The organism is Janthinobacterium sp. UMAB-60 (genome assembly GCF_900095235.1).
GTDB lineage: Bacteria > Pseudomonadota > Gammaproteobacteria > Burkholderiales > Burkholderiaceae_D > Janthinobacterium.
In genome coordinates, this window is record NZ_LT607482.1 from 702,655 (window position 1) to 718,418 (window position 15,764).

12 protein-coding genes and 1 pseudogene are annotated in these 15,764 nt (G+C 60.9%); 6 read left to right on the forward strand and 7 right to left on the reverse strand.

Features of this window, described 5'->3' with window-relative positions; genetic code table 11:
- Positions 1-204: 204 nt before the first annotated feature.
- From rfbA to K0F86_RS03200, 3 genes are all read right to left on the reverse strand, one after another.
- A complete protein-coding gene (rfbA, locus tag K0F86_RS03190) occupies positions 205-1,098 on the reverse strand; it encodes a glucose-1-phosphate thymidylyltransferase RfbA (RefSeq protein ID WP_219132883.1) in 894 nt (297 codons plus the stop codon).
- Positions 1,095-2,177 (reverse strand): dTDP-glucose 4,6-dehydratase, encoded by a 1,083-nt coding sequence (gene rfbB / locus K0F86_RS03195; protein WP_219132884.1) that lies wholly within the window; start codon positions 2,175-2,177, stop codon positions 1,095-1,097. Before rfbB ends, rfbA begins: the two co-directional genes overlap by 4 nt.
- Before the next feature lie 365 nt (positions 2,178-2,542).
- Positions 2,543-3,433, reverse strand: a complete 891-nt coding sequence (locus K0F86_RS03200; protein ID WP_219132885.1) for a sulfurtransferase — start codon at positions 3,431-3,433, stop codon at positions 2,543-2,545.
- Between the two features lie 137 nt (positions 3,434-3,570).
- On the opposite strand from K0F86_RS03200, the gene dnaE reads away from it, so the two are divergent.
- Positions 3,571-7,110, forward strand: a complete 3,540-nt coding sequence (dnaE, locus tag K0F86_RS03205) for a DNA polymerase III subunit alpha (RefSeq protein WP_257571960.1) — start codon at positions 3,571-3,573, stop codon at positions 7,108-7,110.
- A 63-nt stretch (positions 7,111-7,173) separates the two neighbouring features.
- Here dnaE and K0F86_RS03210 read toward each other — a convergent pair whose 3' ends face one another.
- Complete coding sequence (locus K0F86_RS03210) at positions 7,174-7,404, reverse strand: DUF6139 family protein (protein WP_071075660.1); 231 nt, start codon at positions 7,402-7,404, stop codon at positions 7,174-7,176.
- 148 nt (positions 7,405-7,552) lie between these two features.
- Positions 7,553-8,371 (reverse strand): MipA/OmpV family protein, encoded by an 819-nt coding sequence (locus K0F86_RS03215; RefSeq protein ID WP_219132887.1) that lies wholly within the window; start codon positions 8,369-8,371, stop codon positions 7,553-7,555.
- Between the two features lie 159 nt (positions 8,372-8,530).
- Here K0F86_RS03215 and K0F86_RS03220 point away from each other — a divergent pair, with 159 nt between their 5' ends.
- From K0F86_RS03220 to K0F86_RS03230, 3 genes are all read left to right on the forward strand, one after another.
- On the forward strand, positions 8,531-9,217 hold the full coding sequence (locus tag K0F86_RS03220) for a response regulator (RefSeq protein ID WP_219132888.1): 687 nt from the start codon (positions 8,531-8,533) through the stop codon (positions 9,215-9,217).
- Complete coding sequence (locus K0F86_RS03225; protein ID WP_219132889.1) at positions 9,214-10,602, forward strand: HAMP domain-containing sensor histidine kinase; 1,389 nt, start codon at positions 9,214-9,216, stop codon at positions 10,600-10,602. The genes K0F86_RS03220 and K0F86_RS03225 overlap by 4 nt, the downstream gene beginning before the upstream one ends.
- A 119-nt stretch (positions 10,603-10,721) precedes the next feature.
- Entirely contained in the window at positions 10,722-11,936 is a 1,215-nt protein-coding gene (locus tag K0F86_RS03230; RefSeq protein WP_219132890.1) for an O-antigen ligase, read from the forward strand.
- Positions 11,937-12,025: 89 nt separating this feature from the next.
- Here the strand turns inward: K0F86_RS03230 and K0F86_RS03235 are convergent.
- Positions 12,026-13,264, reverse strand: a pseudogene (locus K0F86_RS03235) (malic enzyme-like NAD(P)-binding protein); the annotation flags it as partial.
- Between the two features lie 207 nt (positions 13,265-13,471).
- On the opposite strand from K0F86_RS03235, the gene K0F86_RS03240 reads away from it, so the two are divergent.
- Positions 13,472-14,497, forward strand: coding sequence for a LacI family DNA-binding transcriptional regulator (locus tag K0F86_RS03240; protein ID WP_219132892.1), 1,026 nt, complete (start codon positions 13,472-13,474; stop codon positions 14,495-14,497).
- A 72-nt stretch (positions 14,498-14,569) separates the two neighbouring features.
- The gene (locus K0F86_RS03245) at positions 14,570-15,109 is read left to right on the forward strand and encodes a hypothetical protein (protein WP_243136047.1); all 540 of its coding nucleotides are present in this window, start codon (positions 14,570-14,572) and stop codon (positions 15,107-15,109) included.
- Here K0F86_RS03245 and K0F86_RS03250 read toward each other — a convergent pair.
- Positions 15,085-15,711 (reverse strand): LysE family translocator, encoded by a 627-nt coding sequence (locus tag K0F86_RS03250; RefSeq protein WP_219132893.1) that lies wholly within the window; start codon positions 15,709-15,711, stop codon positions 15,085-15,087. The two genes, K0F86_RS03245 and K0F86_RS03250, sit on opposite strands and share 25 nt — an antisense overlap.
- Positions 15,712-15,764 lie beyond the last annotated feature (53 nt).

Below are 15,764 nucleotides of genomic sequence, written 5' to 3' on the forward strand. Positions count from 1 at the left end.
GAGATGGGCATGCCAGCAAGATGCCATTTGCAGCCTGTTAGTTTGTATTCGTAACAGTGATGATTTTTCTTTTTTGCGGAAAATCGGGGACCATCCGCATCTGCGATCAAAGCGAGTGTTACCATAAAACAATGACGTCCGAACTAAACTTAAAATGAAAAATTTGACTGGTTAGGATGCCACTTGGCCGGGCTATAGGTGCGATTAATAGCGATTGCCGTCGTTTAATAGACGCAATAAATATTGTCCGTAATTGTTCTTCTTTAAAGGCTGTGCCAGTGCTTCCAGGGCGGCGGCATCGATATATGATTTCCGATATGCGATTTCTTCCGGGCATGCAACCTTTAAACCTTGACGGTTCTCAATGGTGGAAATGAATTGGCTCGCTTCGAGCAGCGATTCATGCGTGCCCGTATCTAGCCATGCCATGCCACGTCCCATGAGTTCTACATTCAGCTGTTTTTGCTCCAGATAGTGACGGTTCACATCTGTAATTTCGAGTTCACCGCGCGACGAGGGTTTAATGCTTGCCGCAATGTCGCAGACCTGATTATCGTAAAAATAAAGCCCGGTTACCGCATAATTGGATTTCGGCCGCAACGGTTTTTCTTCGATACTGACGGCGCTGCGTTCACTATTGAACTCCACAACTCCATACCGTTCCGGATCTTGCACGTGATAGGCAAATACCGTGGCGCCGCAGGCTTGTGCGGAGGCATATCGCAGTTTGGCTTCAAGATCTGTTCCGTAGAAGATGTTGTCCCCCAAAATCAATACGGACGGTGCGCCATTGAGGAATTCACGACCGATGATAAAGGCCTGCGCCAAACCATCAGGGCTGGGCTGGACGGCATAACTAAGGTTGATGCCCCACTGGCTGCCATCGCCGAGTAATTCGCGGAAGCGTGGCGTGTCTTGAGGTGTGGAAATGATCAGAATATCGCGAATACCCGCCAGCATCAGTGTCGTCAGCGGATAATAAATCATCGGCTTGTCGTACACTGGCAACAATTGCTTGGAGACTGAAATGGTGACAGGGTATAAGCGTGTGCCCGAGCCGCCAGCAAGGATGATGCCTTTACGTTGCATCGTCATCATTGCGTCGCCTCCTGAGGATTGCGTTGCACATAATTTTTTTCCAGCCAGTTCGCATAGTCACCCGATTGGACGTTCTGCACCCACTCCTGATTGTCAAGATACCATTGTACGGTTTTCATAATGCCGCTTTCAAATGTTTCGGCGGGTTTCCAGCCAAGTTCACGTTCGAGCTTACGTGCATCGATTGCGTAGCGGCGGTCATGGCCAGGGCGATCAGCCACATAGGTGATTTGTGAGCGATAGCTTGTGCCATCGGCTTTTGGTGACAGGCGGTCCAGGATGTCGCACAAGGTGTACACGACATCGAGGTTAGCTTTTTCGTTCCAGCCACCAATATTGTAGGTCTCGCCCGTGCGGCCACCTGCCAGCACGCGACGAATCGCCGAGCAGTGGTCACTGACATACAGCCAGTCACGAATTTGCTGGCCGTCGCCATAGATCGGCAATGGCTTACCTGCGCGCGCGTTGGCGATCACCAGCGGTATCAGTTTTTCCGGGAAATGGTACGCACCATAGTTATTCGAGCAATTCGTGGTCAGTGTCGGTAATCCATACGTATGATGATAGGCGCGTACCAGATGATCGGACGCGGCCTTGCTGGCCGAATATGGACTATTCGGCGCATAGGGTGTCGCCTCGGTAAACGCGGCATCATTCGGGCCGAGCGTGCCGTAGACTTCATCTGTCGAGACATGCAGGAAACGGAAGGCAGATTGTTCGTCTGCCGGCAGAGAGGTCCAGTGAGCGCGGACCGCTTCCAGTAGCTTGAACGTACCATTGATGTTGGTGCTAATGAATTCGCCAGGACCATGGATGGAACGGTCGACATGGCTTTCCGCCGCAAAGTGGATAATTGCCCGTGGTTTGTGGCTGTTCAGCAACGAGGCGACAAGGGTGGTGTCGCCGATGTCGCCATGGACAAAAGTATAGCGGTTATTGTGCGTTACTGTTTTCAGGTTATTAATATTTCCTGCATAGGTCAATTTGTCTAAATTGATCACAGGTTCGTCGGTCTGTGCCAGCCAATCAAGAACAAAATTTGAACCAATAAAGCCCGCACCACCGGTCACTAAAATCATTTTAATACCCCAAATATTTAAAATATTGCAAGTCTTTGATTTTAATTGAAAATGGCTAGGTTGACCATGGACGCGTGCGCAAATCAGGGAGAAGTGTGCAGGAATAATGTAAGAATATGTAAGATTATATAACGCATTTAACAATATATATTTGACGAAAAACAACGGCTATCCGATGGCAATTGCTTTCAGTCATTGCAATATTGATATATTGTAATATTAGCAATATTTCCCGTCGATGGAGAGGGCGATGCCCCCACGTGCATCAACCAAGGGCATATCCGGGCATGCTGATTGCTACCTGGCGGGAAATTTAGGATGGCTACCCCGCCAGGCATGGCATCTGTGCTGGCACCGTGTCTACTTTATTGTGTTTTGTAGCAATGCGGGCATGACACCTCATACACGTATTCCGGCGCCAGTTGCTGGCGCGGTGTGACGACGGCGCGGCAGACGAAACATTGCACGGTTTCCGTCGGTTCCAGTTTCGGGTTCAGGGCCGTGCGGTAGTCGAACACGAAACAGTCGCCCGTGTAGTGCTCGCCGCCCACTTCCTCGAAATATTTCAGGATGCCGCCATCGAGCTGGTACACGCTGTCGTAGCCGATTTCCTTCATGTGGATGGCGGCCTTTTCGCAGCGGATGCCGCCCGTGCAGAAGGTGACGATGGTCTTGCCTTCCAGTTCTTCCTTGTGCGCGGCGGCGACGGCCGGGAATTCCGTAAACTTGTCGATACGGTAATCGAGCGTGTTGTTGAACGTACCCACGTCCACTTCGAAGGCATTGCGCGTTTCCATCATGACCACGGGTTTGCCCGCATCGTCGACGCCGGCGTCGAGCCAGCGCTTGAGCGTGTGCGCATCGACGGACGGGGCGCGGCCCAGTTCCGGCTTGATCAGCGGCATGCGCATGGTGATGATTTCTTTTTTCAGCTTGATCAGCATGCGCTTGTGCGATTGTTCGTTCGACAAGCTTTCCTTCCATTCCAGATCGGCCAGCCGCTCGTCGCTGCGCACCCACGCGAGGAAGCTGTCGATATGCTCGCGCGTACCCGACAGGAACATGTTGATGCCTTCCGGCGTCAGCAGGATCGTGCCCTTCAGTTCCAGCGCCAGGCATTGCTCCTGATACAAGGGACGCATGGCTTCCGTATCGTCGAGCGTAATGAATTTATACGCGGCGATATTGACAAACGTGGCAGCCAGCGGGCTGACGGCGGCGGAAACGGCGGGTGTTGCTGGGGTGATGGCTTGCATGATGGCGATCGGCTTAGACTGAACAGCCGATATTATAAGCCCGACGGGCCAGGCCGGATACCCGGTCCGTACGCGCGACGCGGTAGAATAGACCCCATTGAATTTTGCACGAAACGGTACACAGGATGGAAATGGTAATGCAAGAGGCCGGCGCTCCGGCAGGTTCACAGCAAGCGGTGCAGCCCGGTCCCGCCTTCGTCCACTTGCGCGTGCACTCGGAGTACTCGATCGTCGATGGCCTGGTGCGCATCGACGACGTGGTCAAGGCGGCGGCGAAGGACAAGCAGGTGGCGCTGGCCGTCACCGACTTGTCGAACCTGTTTGGCATGGTCAAGTTCTACAAGGAAGCGCGCGGCAAGGGCATCAAGCCCATCGTCGGCGTCGACGTGTGGATCACGAATGACGACAACCGCGAAAAACCGTCGCGTTTGCTGTTGCTGGCGAAGAATCGCATGGGCTATCTGCAACTGTGCGAACTGCTGTCGACGGCCTGGCTGACGAACCAGTACAAGGGCCGCGCGGAACTGCGCGTCGAGTGGCTGCAGGCGCTGGCGACGAATACCTACGACCTGTACCCGGGCGAAAGCGCGGCGAATGGCTTGATCGCCCTGTCCGGCGCGCATTTCGGCGATGTCGGTATTGCTATCGAGAATGGCAATCTGGCTCTGGCCGAGCGCAATGCGCAGCGCTGGGCCGAGATTTTCCCTGGCCACTTCTATGTCGAGATCCAGCGCGGCGGCCAGGCCAACCAGGAAGCGCAGGTGCGCCATGCGGTGGCACTGGCGGCCAAGCTCGGCTTACCCGTCGTGGCCACGCATCCCGTGCAATTTATTTCCCCAGAGGAATTTATTGCCCACGAAGCCCGCACCTGTATCGCCGAAGGCGAAATGCTGGCCAACGCCAAGCGCGTGAAGCGCTTCAATGACAGCCAGCGCTTCCTGTCGCAGGCCGACATGGCGGAATTGTTCGCCGACTTGCCGACCGCGCTGGCCAATTCCGTGGAAATCGCCAAGCGCTGCAATTTGACCTTGACCTTGGGCAAGCCGCAGCTGCCGAACTTCCCCACGCCGCCCGGCATGACGATCGATGAGTTCCTCGTTGCCGAATCGCAGGCGGGCCTGGAAAAGCGTTTGATCCAGCTGTATCCCGATCCCGAGCGCCGTGAAAAGGAGCGTCCGCGCTACGAGTCGCGCTTGAAATTCGAGACGGATACGATTTGCAACATGAAATTCCCCGGCTACTTCCTCATCGTGGCCGAGTTTATCCAGTGGGCCAAGGAAAACGGCGTGCCCGTCGGCCCGGGCCGCGGTTCGGGTGCCGGTTCGCTGGTGGCGTATTCGCTGCTGATTACCGATCTGGACCCATTGCAATACAACCTGCTGTTCGAGCGTTTTCTGAATCCCGAACGCGTCTCGATGCCCGACTTCGATATCGACTTTTGCCAGGAAGGGCGCGACCGCGTCATCCAGCACGTCAAGGATTTGTATGGCAAGGAGGCCGTCTCGCAGATCGCCACCTTCGGTACCATGGCGGCCAAGGGCGCGATCCGCGACGTGGGCCGCGTGATGGACTTCGGCTACAACTTCTGCGACGGCATCTCGAAGCTGATCCCGTTCAAGCCCGGTAAACCCGTGTCGATCGCCGACGCCATCGAGGAAGAACCGCTGCTCAAGGAGCGGCTGGAAAACGAGGAAGAGGTCAAGCAGTTGCTGGAACTGGCGCAGCAAGTCGAAGGCATCACGCGCAATATCGGCATGCACGCGGGGGGCGTGCTGATCGCTCCCGGCAAGCTGACAGACTTTTGCCCGCTGTACACGCAGGGTGGCGATTCGGGCGTCGTGTCGCAGTACGACAAGGATGACGTGGAGGCCGTCGGCCTCGTGAAGTTCGACTTTTTGGGTCTGACCACGCTCACCATCCTTGACCGCGCCGTGCGCTACATCAAGCAGCTCGATCCCGCGCAAGCCGATTTCGACCTGGCCACCTTGCCGTTGAACGACAAGCCGTCGTACGACTTGCTGACCAAGGCCAAGACCGTGGCCGTGTTCCAGCTGGAGTCGCGCGGCATGCAGGGCATGCTGAAAGACGCGCGTCCCGACCGCTTCGAAGACATTATCGCGCTCGTGGCCCTGTACCGTCCGGGCCCGATGGACCTGATTCCCGATTTTTGCAAGCGCAAGCACGGCGAGCGTTTTGATTACCCCGATCCGCGCACGGAAGCGATTCTGTCCGAAACCTACGGCATCATGGTGTATCAGGAGCAGGTGATGCAGATGGCGCAGATCGTCGGCGGCTACTCGCTGGGCGGCGCCGACATGCTGCGCCGCGCCATGGGCAAGAAGAAGGCCGAGGAAATGGCCGAGCACCGCGAGATCTTCCGCGCCGGGGCGGCCAAGGACGGCTTGACGGCGGCCAAGGCCGACGAGATCTTCGACTTGATGGAAAAGTTCGCCGGCTACGGTTTTAATAAATCGCACGCCGCCGCCTACGCCTTGCTGTCGTACCACACGGCGTATTTGAAGGCGCACCACACGGCCGCCTTCATGGCCGCCAACTTGTCGCTGGCCATGGACGACACGGACAAGATCAAGATCCTGGTGGAAGACTCGCTGGAAATCTGCAAGCTGACCTTGTTGCCGCCGGATATCAACGAATCGGATTACCGCTTCACGCCGAGCGGCGCGGCACCTTCCGTGAGCGGCAAGAAAGTTACGCAGATCCGTTACGGCCTGGGCGCCGTGAAGGGTTCGGGCCAGAACGCCATCGAAGCCATCATCGCCGCGCGCGAGGCGGGCGGACCCTTCACCAGCCTGTTCGATTTCTGCAAGCGCGTGGATAAAAAGCAGATCAACCGCCGCACCATCGAGTCGCTGATACGCAGCGGTGCCTTCGACTGCCTGAAGGTCGACCGCGCCATCCTGCTCGCATCCGTGGCCTTCGCCATGGAGTGCGCCGACCAGGCCGCCAAGGCGGCGAATCAGGTGAGCCTGTTCGGCGGCGACGACAGCGACATGGTGGCGCCGCCCGAGTACGTCAAGGTGCCCGTGTGGACGGATAAACAGCGCCTGACGGAAGAAAAGATCGCGCTGGGCTTTTACCTGTCCGGCCATTTGTTCGATTCGTATGCGCCCGAGGCGCGCCGTTTTGCGCGCACGAAACTGTCTGAATTGTCGCCGTCGCGCGAACCGCGCATGATGGCTGGCGTCATCACGGGCTTGCGCACGCAGATGACGCAGCGCGGCAAGATTCTCATCGTCACCCTGGACGACAAGAGCGGTACGGTGGAAGTGACCGTGTATGGCGAATTGTTCGATGCCAACCGGAAAATCTTCAAGGAGGATGAATTCCTCGCCGTCGTGGGCAAGGTGTCGGAAGACCGTTTTTCGGGCGGCTTGCGTATCACGGCCGAGAGCGCCTTCGACATCATCGCCGCGCGCGTGCAGTATGGCCGCCAGCTGGGCTTGACCTTGCCGGCCACCCTGGACGCCAAGCGCATCCGCGACGTGCTCATGCCGCACCGGGCCGAGACGGGCTTGCCGATCGCTGCGCGGGTCAGCCCGCAAGGCGTCAGTTGCGTGCTGCAGTTCGGGGACGAGTGGAAAGTGGCGCCATCGGATGAATTGCAGATGGCACTCGAGCAGATGCTGGGCGCGCAAGAGGTGGCCGTCGAATACTGACGGGCGCCCTTGCCGTACAGAACAAAGCCAAACCGCAGACATGCTGGTTTGGCTTTTTTACGTTTACATGTCTTTCAGGCCCGTGATCGCGTAACCCTTGGCGGCGATCTGCTGGTGCGGCTGTTCGATATGGTAGTCGGGCAAGATCTCGGCATCGTCGGCCACTTCGCTGGCGCGTACTTCGAGTTGCCAGTCGGTATTGGTCACCTCTTCAGGAATGATCTTTCCTTCCGGCACGGCGAGGTAGGAAAAAATGCCGTCGTGCTCGGCCCGGCGGTAGATGTCTACGCGCATGAATGCCTCCTAGTAAGCGTTGGGGGAACCGGTGGGCGCCAGGCGTGAACAAGGCGCCAACCAATCATGCTAGCGTAACAGGATTGCGGCCGCCATGCTTTTTGTCGTGCGCGGCGGCAGGCGTGGCCTGCCGTTTCCTTGCCTGAGGTCAATAACGGTAGGTGGCGTAGACGGCGCCGATCGGCGTGGTCTTGCGCTGCACGATGGGGCTCTTGCCGGCGTCGCCCAGCAGGGTCGTCACGCCGACCAGGGTGTTGACGCTCCAGCGCGCGTCGATCCGGTGTTCCCAGCTGGCGCTGGCCTGCGCTTCATAGAAGCCGCCCTTGGGCGTGTAGCGCTTGAACGCCGTGTTGGCGGCCTGGACGGCCGTCACGCCGTACATGGTCTGCACATACTTTTTCTCGCCCCAGCCCGCTTGCAGGCTCAGGCTGACGGTGTCCTGCTGCTGGCCCTTGCTGTCGCTGCGGCCATAGATCTGGCCGCTGGCGCCCAGGTGCAGATTGGCGCCATTGTCGCGCTGTGTCAGGGGAAGATCGCTCGCAACGCTCAGTTGCAGGCCTGGCAGCGGCGAGTAACCCATCTCCAGCAGGGCGCTGGCGTTGCCTTTGACGGCGCCCATGCCCTTCAGGTAGTTGCTGCCGCCCATGCCATTGACGCCCGTGCGCTTGTGGTCTGCGCGCTCGCCACGATAGCCGAGCGCGGCGCTGTAGCTGAAGGGCCCGGCCTGGCCGCCATAGCCGAGGCCGCGCGTGGTACTGGCGAAGAAGCCATTGCTCATGGCGTAATCGATGATGATGACTGGCAAGGCCTGGATCTTGTCGCCGCCCGAATAGCTGGTCGCGGCGCCGACGCCGCCGCCGATGGTGAAGACATTGCCGGAGGCAGGCTCGGCCGCCAGGGCGGACAAAGGCATGAAAAGCAGGCTGGCCAGTGTCAGGGTCGAGGACAGGGTAGTAGTTGCTTGCATAAGATGTTTTCCGTCAGGTGGAGAACCGAGTCCGGAGTGGCTCGATTGACTGCGGCTAGTATCGGCCTGTGCCATGAAGGAGAAATGAGCCTTTTATTAAGATTGCATGAAGAGCGCTTCTTTACCCATTCTTCAGCTTGCGGTGGTTTAATACTCACCATGAAAATACTGCTGATTGAAGACGACATGGACCTGGGCAACGGTGTGCGCATCGCCCTGCGCGACCAGGGCATGCAAGTGGTGTGGGTGCGCAGCCTGGAAGACGCGGCGCGCAGCATCGAGCACGACAGCTGCGAGCTGGTGCTGCTGGACCTGGGCTTGCCGGACGGCGATGGGCTCGACTTGCTGGCCCGGCTGCGCGCCGCGCGCCTGCCGGTGCTCATCCTGAGCGCCCGCGATACGCTGGAGCAGCGCTTGCGCGGCCTCGATGGCGGCGCCGATGATTACCTTGTCAAGCCCTTCGTGCTGGCCGAGCTGCTGTCGCGCGTGCGCGCACTGGCGCGGCGCAGCTACGGCTTCGATGGCGACACCATCGAACTGCGCGGCTTGCTGCTGCAGGTGCCCACGCGCCGGGTCAGCGTGCAGGGGCGGCCGGTGGAACTGACGGCCAGCGAATATGCGTTGCTGAAAACCCTGCTGATGCGCGCCAACAGAGTCATCACGCGCCGCGTGCTGGAAGAGCATATCCTGCCCGGTGGCCTGGCCAACGCCAGCAATACCCTGGATGTGCATATGGGTAACTTGCGCCGCAAGATAGGCGAGGGCTATATCCGCACCGTGCGCGGCGTCGGCTATGTCATCGACCAGCAAGGCGATTCCCCCGCGGCGCCGGGCGCGGCGGCATGATCGGCCACGTATGGGCCATGCTGCGCCGGCCTACGCTGGTGCGCCGCCTGATGATGGCGCAGATGCTGACGTTGACGGTGCTGTGGAGCCTGGCCGTGGCCTATGTACTGTTCGAGGGGACGGGCGAAGTGAGCAATGTGAGTCGCGGCGTGTTGCACGCCATTATCAGCGTGGCCGATAACCTGGCCGAGCAGCCGCAGCGCCAGCAGCACAGCTTGCGCGCGATCGATGAAGCCCTGCGCGAGGAGTTTGAAACGGGGCAAGTGCCGGAATTGGCGCCGCGTATCCTGGTGTGGCGCGGCGGCGAGCTGGTCTACAAATCGCCCGATGCGCCCAGCGGCATCCGCAGCGCCGGCCCCGAGCAGATGGAAGTGGTGTACATCAAGGGCCAGGCCTGGCGCAGCCGCAGCCTGACCGAGGGCGGCACGCGCGTGACGGTGCTGGAGGTGGGCGGCCCATGGCAGTTTTTCATCACGATCAATTCACACGGCTATTACCTGCTGCCGTTACTGATCAGTCTGCCTTTCCTGTTGCTGCCGGCTTGGCTGTCGATCCGCCTGGCCATGCGCCCGTGGCGCCGCGTGGCGCAAGAGGTGGCGGCGCGGGGGCCGCAGGATTTGCGTCCGCTGGCCTTCAAGCCACCGCATGGTGAACTGGCGGCGCTGGTCGACAATATCAATGCGCTGCTGCAGCGCGTGGACACCAGCGCCGCGCGCGAACGCAGCTTCATCGCCGACGCCACGCATGAGCTGCGCACGCCGCTGGCGGCCATGCGTGTGAATGTCGAAGCCTTGCAGGCCCAGGCCAGCGACCCGCGCCAGCAAGAATTGCTTGATGGCATTTTGAACAGCGGCAACCGCGCCGCGCGCCTGGTGGGGCAGTTGCTGCAGCTGACGCGCAGCGAAGTGCAGGCGCAGGCGGGCGAACGGCCGCCACAGGCGCTCGATATCCTGCTGCAAGACCGGTTGGCCGCCCTGTCCGGCCTGGCGCAGGTGGGCGGCATCGAGCTGGAGCTGCAAGCCAGCGTCACGCTGCAGGTGCCGGGCCAGCGCGAGAGCCTGGTATCGCTGATCGACAACCTGGTGGAAAACGCCATCAAGTACAGCCCGCATGGCGGCAGCGTGACGGTGTCGCTGCATGCCGAGCGGGGCCAGGCGGTGCTGCACGTGGCGGACCAGGGGCCGGGTATTGCGCCGGCCCTGTATGAGCGGGTGTTTGACCGCTTCTTCCGTGCGCCCCAGCAGGCCCAGCCTGGTAGCGGCCTGGGCCTGGCCATCGTCGCTTCCGTGGTGCGGCAGCATGGCGGCACCATCCAGCTGCACCGCGCCAGCGGCGGCCAGGGCCTGCTGGTGGAAGTACGCCTGCCGCTGGCGTCGTCCGGCTAGCAGGGCCGTGGTTTGACTTGCCCTGATGCATAGGCGATACTGCTTTCCTGCTCCGGCGTGCCACCGTGTGTCGCGCTGCAGCGCCACCGTTTTTCACTAGATACCGAGCCCCTCCCTCCATGAATTTCTTTGCCCGCCGTTCACAATGGCCTCAAGCCATCCTTGCCGTCTTGCCGTTCACCCTGTTCTTTCCACTCGGCTTCATGTACACCGGCGTGGTGGCTTTCATCATCGCCTACCTGCTGGCCGGGGACTTTGCCACGCGCTGGCGTCACGTCAAGGAAAGCCCGCTGCGCTGGCCGGTGCTGGCGCTGAGCGTCGTCTCCGTGGGCGCAGGCATCTTCCTCGAGCGTCCGCCCAGTGAATTCTGGACCGATCTCGTGCATTACCAGATTTTTGTCTTCTTGTTATTTTTTGCCAGCATCGGCCCTGGCGCGTGGCAGCACCGCGCCGTCAAGACCTTCTTTACCGGCGCCACGGTGGCTGCCACCCTGTTTTATCTCAATTACCTGGGCGTGTTGCCGAACGTGAGCTTTTTCCGCAGTTATGTGACTTATTCCGGTAACAAGTCGATCTTGCTGGGCGTGTTGCTGGCCATTGCTTCCGCCTGGATGCTGTTCCAGTTGAGCGAGCAGCCGGTGCGGCCCGTCAACTGGCCACGCCTGCTGCAATTCCTGTATGTGGCTGCGGCCGGTCTGTTGCTGGGCAAGACACGCACGGGCAGCCTGATCTTTGTCATGCTGTGCATGCTCATCGGTGCGCGCCACCTCCATCTGTCGTGGCGCAATGTGCTGGGCGTGCTGGCCATGGGCGTACTGCTGACCCTGCTGCTGGCGCAAGCGTCGGGCCTGCGTCAGCGCGTCGACAACACGGTGGCCGATATCAGCGCCTTTTCCGAAGGCAAGCAAACCAGCGAGCAAGGCATTCGCCTGGCGATGTATGGCGTCACCTTGCAAATTATTGCCGAGAAACCGCTGCAAGGGCATGGCGTGGGAACCTGGCTGCAGGAATACCGGGCCAGGACAGTGGGCAATCCGATCAACATTCAATTGACGCCACACAATGACTACATGCTGTACATGTCGGAAATCGGCCTGTTCGGCCTGCTGGCACTGCTGTGGATACTGGTGGGCTTGCTCGTACATGCCTGGCGCACGGGAGGCGAGCGTGGCATGTGGCTGGGGATGCTGACCTTGTCGCTGATGCTGGGCGCCATGTTCAACGCGATGATACGCGATGGCGTCTTCGGCATGGCCTTCATGATCTTGCTGGCGATTCCGCTGGCGGGCGCCTTGCCGGCGCGGGCGGGGCAGCCGCCCCGCGTACCGGACTGATCCGGTAATCCGCGCCGCCCCCATGTGCGGGCGGCGCGGTCCTGCTTTCCTGCTTTACCTCAACTGCTTTACTTGGCGCTGGCCGGCACGCGCGTGGCCACGCCGGTGGCGATGGCCGCTTGCGACACGGCAGGCGCGACCCAGCTGCGCAGGCGTTCGTCGAACGGCGACGGAATCAGTTGCAGCGGCGTCAATGCGCTGGTTTCGTGGCCCGGCAATGGCTCCTTGGCCAGGGCGGCGATGGCGCGCACGCAGGCCAGCTTCATTTCTTCGTTGATGGTGGTGGCGCCCACGTCGAGCGCACCGCGGAAGATGTACGGGAAGCACAGCACGTTGTTGATCTGGTTCGGGTAATCCGAGCGGCCCGTGGCCACGATGGCGTCGTCGCGCACGGCATGCACTTTTTCCGGGGCGATTTCCGGATGCGGATTGGCCAGGGCGAAGATCAAGGGCTTGGCGGCCATCGATTCGACCATCTGTGCGCTGACCACGCCACCCTTCGAGACGCCGATGAAGATGTCGGCGCCAACCATCGCGTCGGCCAGGTCGCGGTCGCTCGTGTCGTTCGCGTAGCGCGCCTTGTTCTCTTCCATGCTGGCATCGCGGCCCGGGTAGATCACGCCCTGGCTGTCGCACACTTTCAGCAGCGACTTGTTCAGGCCCAGAGAGACGAGCAAGTCCAGGCAGGCGATCGAGGCCGCGCCGGCGCCCGAGACGGCCACTTTCACATTGCCGATATCCTTGCCCACCAGCTCCAGGCCGTTCAGGATGCCGGCTGCGACGATGATGGCCGTGCCGTGCTGGTCGTCGTGGAAGACGGGAATGTTCATGCGCTTGCGCAATTGTTGCTCGATATAGAAGCAATCGGGCGCCTTGATGTCTTCCAGGTTGATGCCGCCGAAGGTCGGCTCCATGCGCACCACGGTGTCGATGAACAGGTCGGGATCGTTCTCGGCCAGTTCGATGTCGAACACGTCGACGTCGGCAAATTGCTTGAACAGGCAAGCCTTGCCTTCCATCACCGGTTTGCTGGCCAGCGGGCCGATATCGCCCAGGCCCAGCACGGCCGTACCATTCGTGATCACGGCCACCAGGTTGCTGCGCGAGGTGTAGATGCCGGCCGTGCGCGGATCTTCGACGATGGCTTCGCAGGCAAAGGCCACGCCCGGCGAGTACGCCAGGGTCAGGGCGCGGGCGTCGCCCAGCGGTTTGGTTGGCGTCACGGAAATCTTGCCTGCGCGGGGTTCCGCGTGATAGGCGAGGGCGGCTTCTTTCAGGTTGAAGGTTTCGCCGTTCTGTTCGGCGTGCTTGCTGTGGGAAGTAGACATAAGAATTCTGGGAAGGGCATACAGGGCCCGAGTGGTGAATCCGGGCCATGTTATGCAAGCGTTTGCACGCTGTCAAGGCTGGATTGTACTTAAGAGTCTCAAAACCGCTTTGGGCAACGGCATTATTTCAATGCAAGCGTTTGCTCGGTTTTTGACGGCATGGGCATTTTTTGCGATAAAATCACTGTATTGCGATCCGGGAAGCCCATGACAAACAAGAACCCCACCTTAAGCGACGTCGCGCGGGCCAGCGGCGTGCACTTTTCCACCGTCTCGCGCGTGATGAACCCGGCAACGCGGCAAATGGTCAGCGCCGAGGTGGCCACGCGCGTGCTGGCCGAAGCGGGCCGGCTCGGTTACCGGCCCAACCGCGCCGCCTCCACCCTGGTCACGCGCAAGTCGCGCATCATCGGCGTGGTCCTGCCCGACATCACCAACGCTGTGTTCCCGCCCATCCTGCTGGGCATCGAGGAAGGCTTGCGCAAGCATGGCTACCTGGCCATCGTCGCCAACGTGGGTGCCGACGAGGAAGAGCAGCTGTTCGTCATCAACCGGCTGCTGGGGCAGCAGGTCGACGGCCTGATCCTGGCCACGGCACGGCGCCACGATCCCGTCATCAAGATGTGCATCGACCAGAACGTGCCGGTGGTCACCGTCAACCGCAGCGACGAGACGGGCGTCGCTTCCTGCGTCGTCAGCGACGACGTGGTCGGCATGCGCCTGGCCGTCGAGCACTTGCTGGCGCTGGGCCACCGCCATATCGCGCACATCGCCGGCCCGGAAAACCTCTCCACGGGGCACGTGCGCCGCCTCGGTTTCCTGGCCGCCATCCAGGCCAGCGAACTCGATCCCTCGCAAGCGTTCGTGTTTGAAAGCAGCGGCTATTCGCGCGAATGCGGCAAGGCGGCCCTGCTGGAACTGCTGCGCCAGTCGCCGCGGACGACGGCCGTGGTGACGGGCAGCGACCTGGTGGCCCTCGGCTGCTACGATGCCATCCGCGAGCTGGGCTTGAGCTGCCCGGAAGATATTTCCGTGGTGGGCCACAACGACATGCCGTACATGGACATGATCCGTCCGCCTCTCACCACCATCCGCATCCGCCACCACGGCATCGGCACGGAAGCGGCCCGGCTGATCCTGCAAACCATCGCCTCGCCCGATTCCGCGGTGCTCGACGTGCGCCTGAAACCCGAACTGGTGGTGCGCGAATCGACGGCCGCTCCCAGGGGCTGATGCACGACCAGTGGCCGCGCCGCTGCAAGGTGGTACACTGGCGCCCCTCAACGTATTTTGCCCTCCACCGCCATGACCAAAACCACCACGCCTTCCCCCAAACGCCGCGAAGAGGGCGTCGCCAAGCTGACCGTCAATCCTTTCCTCGACGCCGAGTTTTATGCACGCATGCGCGATTACACGGAGCGCGATGCGGCCATCATCAAGGAATTGAAGGCGATCGCCGAAATTCGCGCCGGCAACAAGCAGCCCGATCCCCGCCTGGCGCCGTCGTTACAAGCACTGCGCGATACCGTCAAGAAAGGCTTGAGCTTTGGCGAGATGCTGGACCGCATGGCCGCTGGCAAGGAAAAAGGCTTGTGGGAACCGTGGATGACGACCTTCGGCATCGAGATCCGCGCCGTCAACTACGGCGCTGGCCCGCGCAACGCCTGCCTGGTGCTGGACCTGGCCGCGAATGCTCCGGCGCACGCGATGTTCGCCAAGGCCGGTATCCAGAACTGGCGCAGCCTGGCCGCCGACGATTGCTCCGTCGTGCGCTCGGAAAAAGCCACTGAAACGTCGCCGCTGAAAGTGTACGCCGTGTTTTACCTGGATCCATTGCCGGCCTGATCCGCCAACAGCACCACCGCCAGCACGATCAGCATCACGCCCGACAGCCGCTCCAGCAGCGGCAGCGCGCGCGCAAAGCGCTGCCGCAGGGCGGTGCTGCCGATGGCCAGCGCCACCGCCATATCCCACGCCAGCACGGCAAAGATCATCCACGCGCCATACGCCACCATCGCAACGGGACTCGTCTGCCTGGCGGCCAGCACGGTGGCCAGGCTGACGTAGAACAGCGCATTCTTCGGGTTCAGAATGGCGGAGACAAACCCCATCGCGACACCGCCGCGCCAGCGCGCCTTGCCGGTGGCGGGCTTGGCATCCAGGCTGTTCTTGCCCGCATGGCGCAAGAACAGCCAGCCCAGGTACAGCAGATAGGCGCATCCGGCCAGCCGCACCAGCATGAATGCCGTACTGCCCGCCTTGAGTACCGATAGTCCCGCAAACGCCGCCACGATAAACACCGCATTGGCCAGCGTAATGCCCACGCATGTGCCGGCGGCGCCGCGCCAGCCGTGGGCCAGCGAGGTGCGTGCGATCAGGAAAAAATCGGGACCGGGCGACAGCAGGGAAAGAAAGTGGGCGGCGGCGATGAAGAGGAAATCCTGCATGGAGTTTGGCTCCGGCAATGGCGATGCGCGAGTATGCCGGGGCTGACGACAGC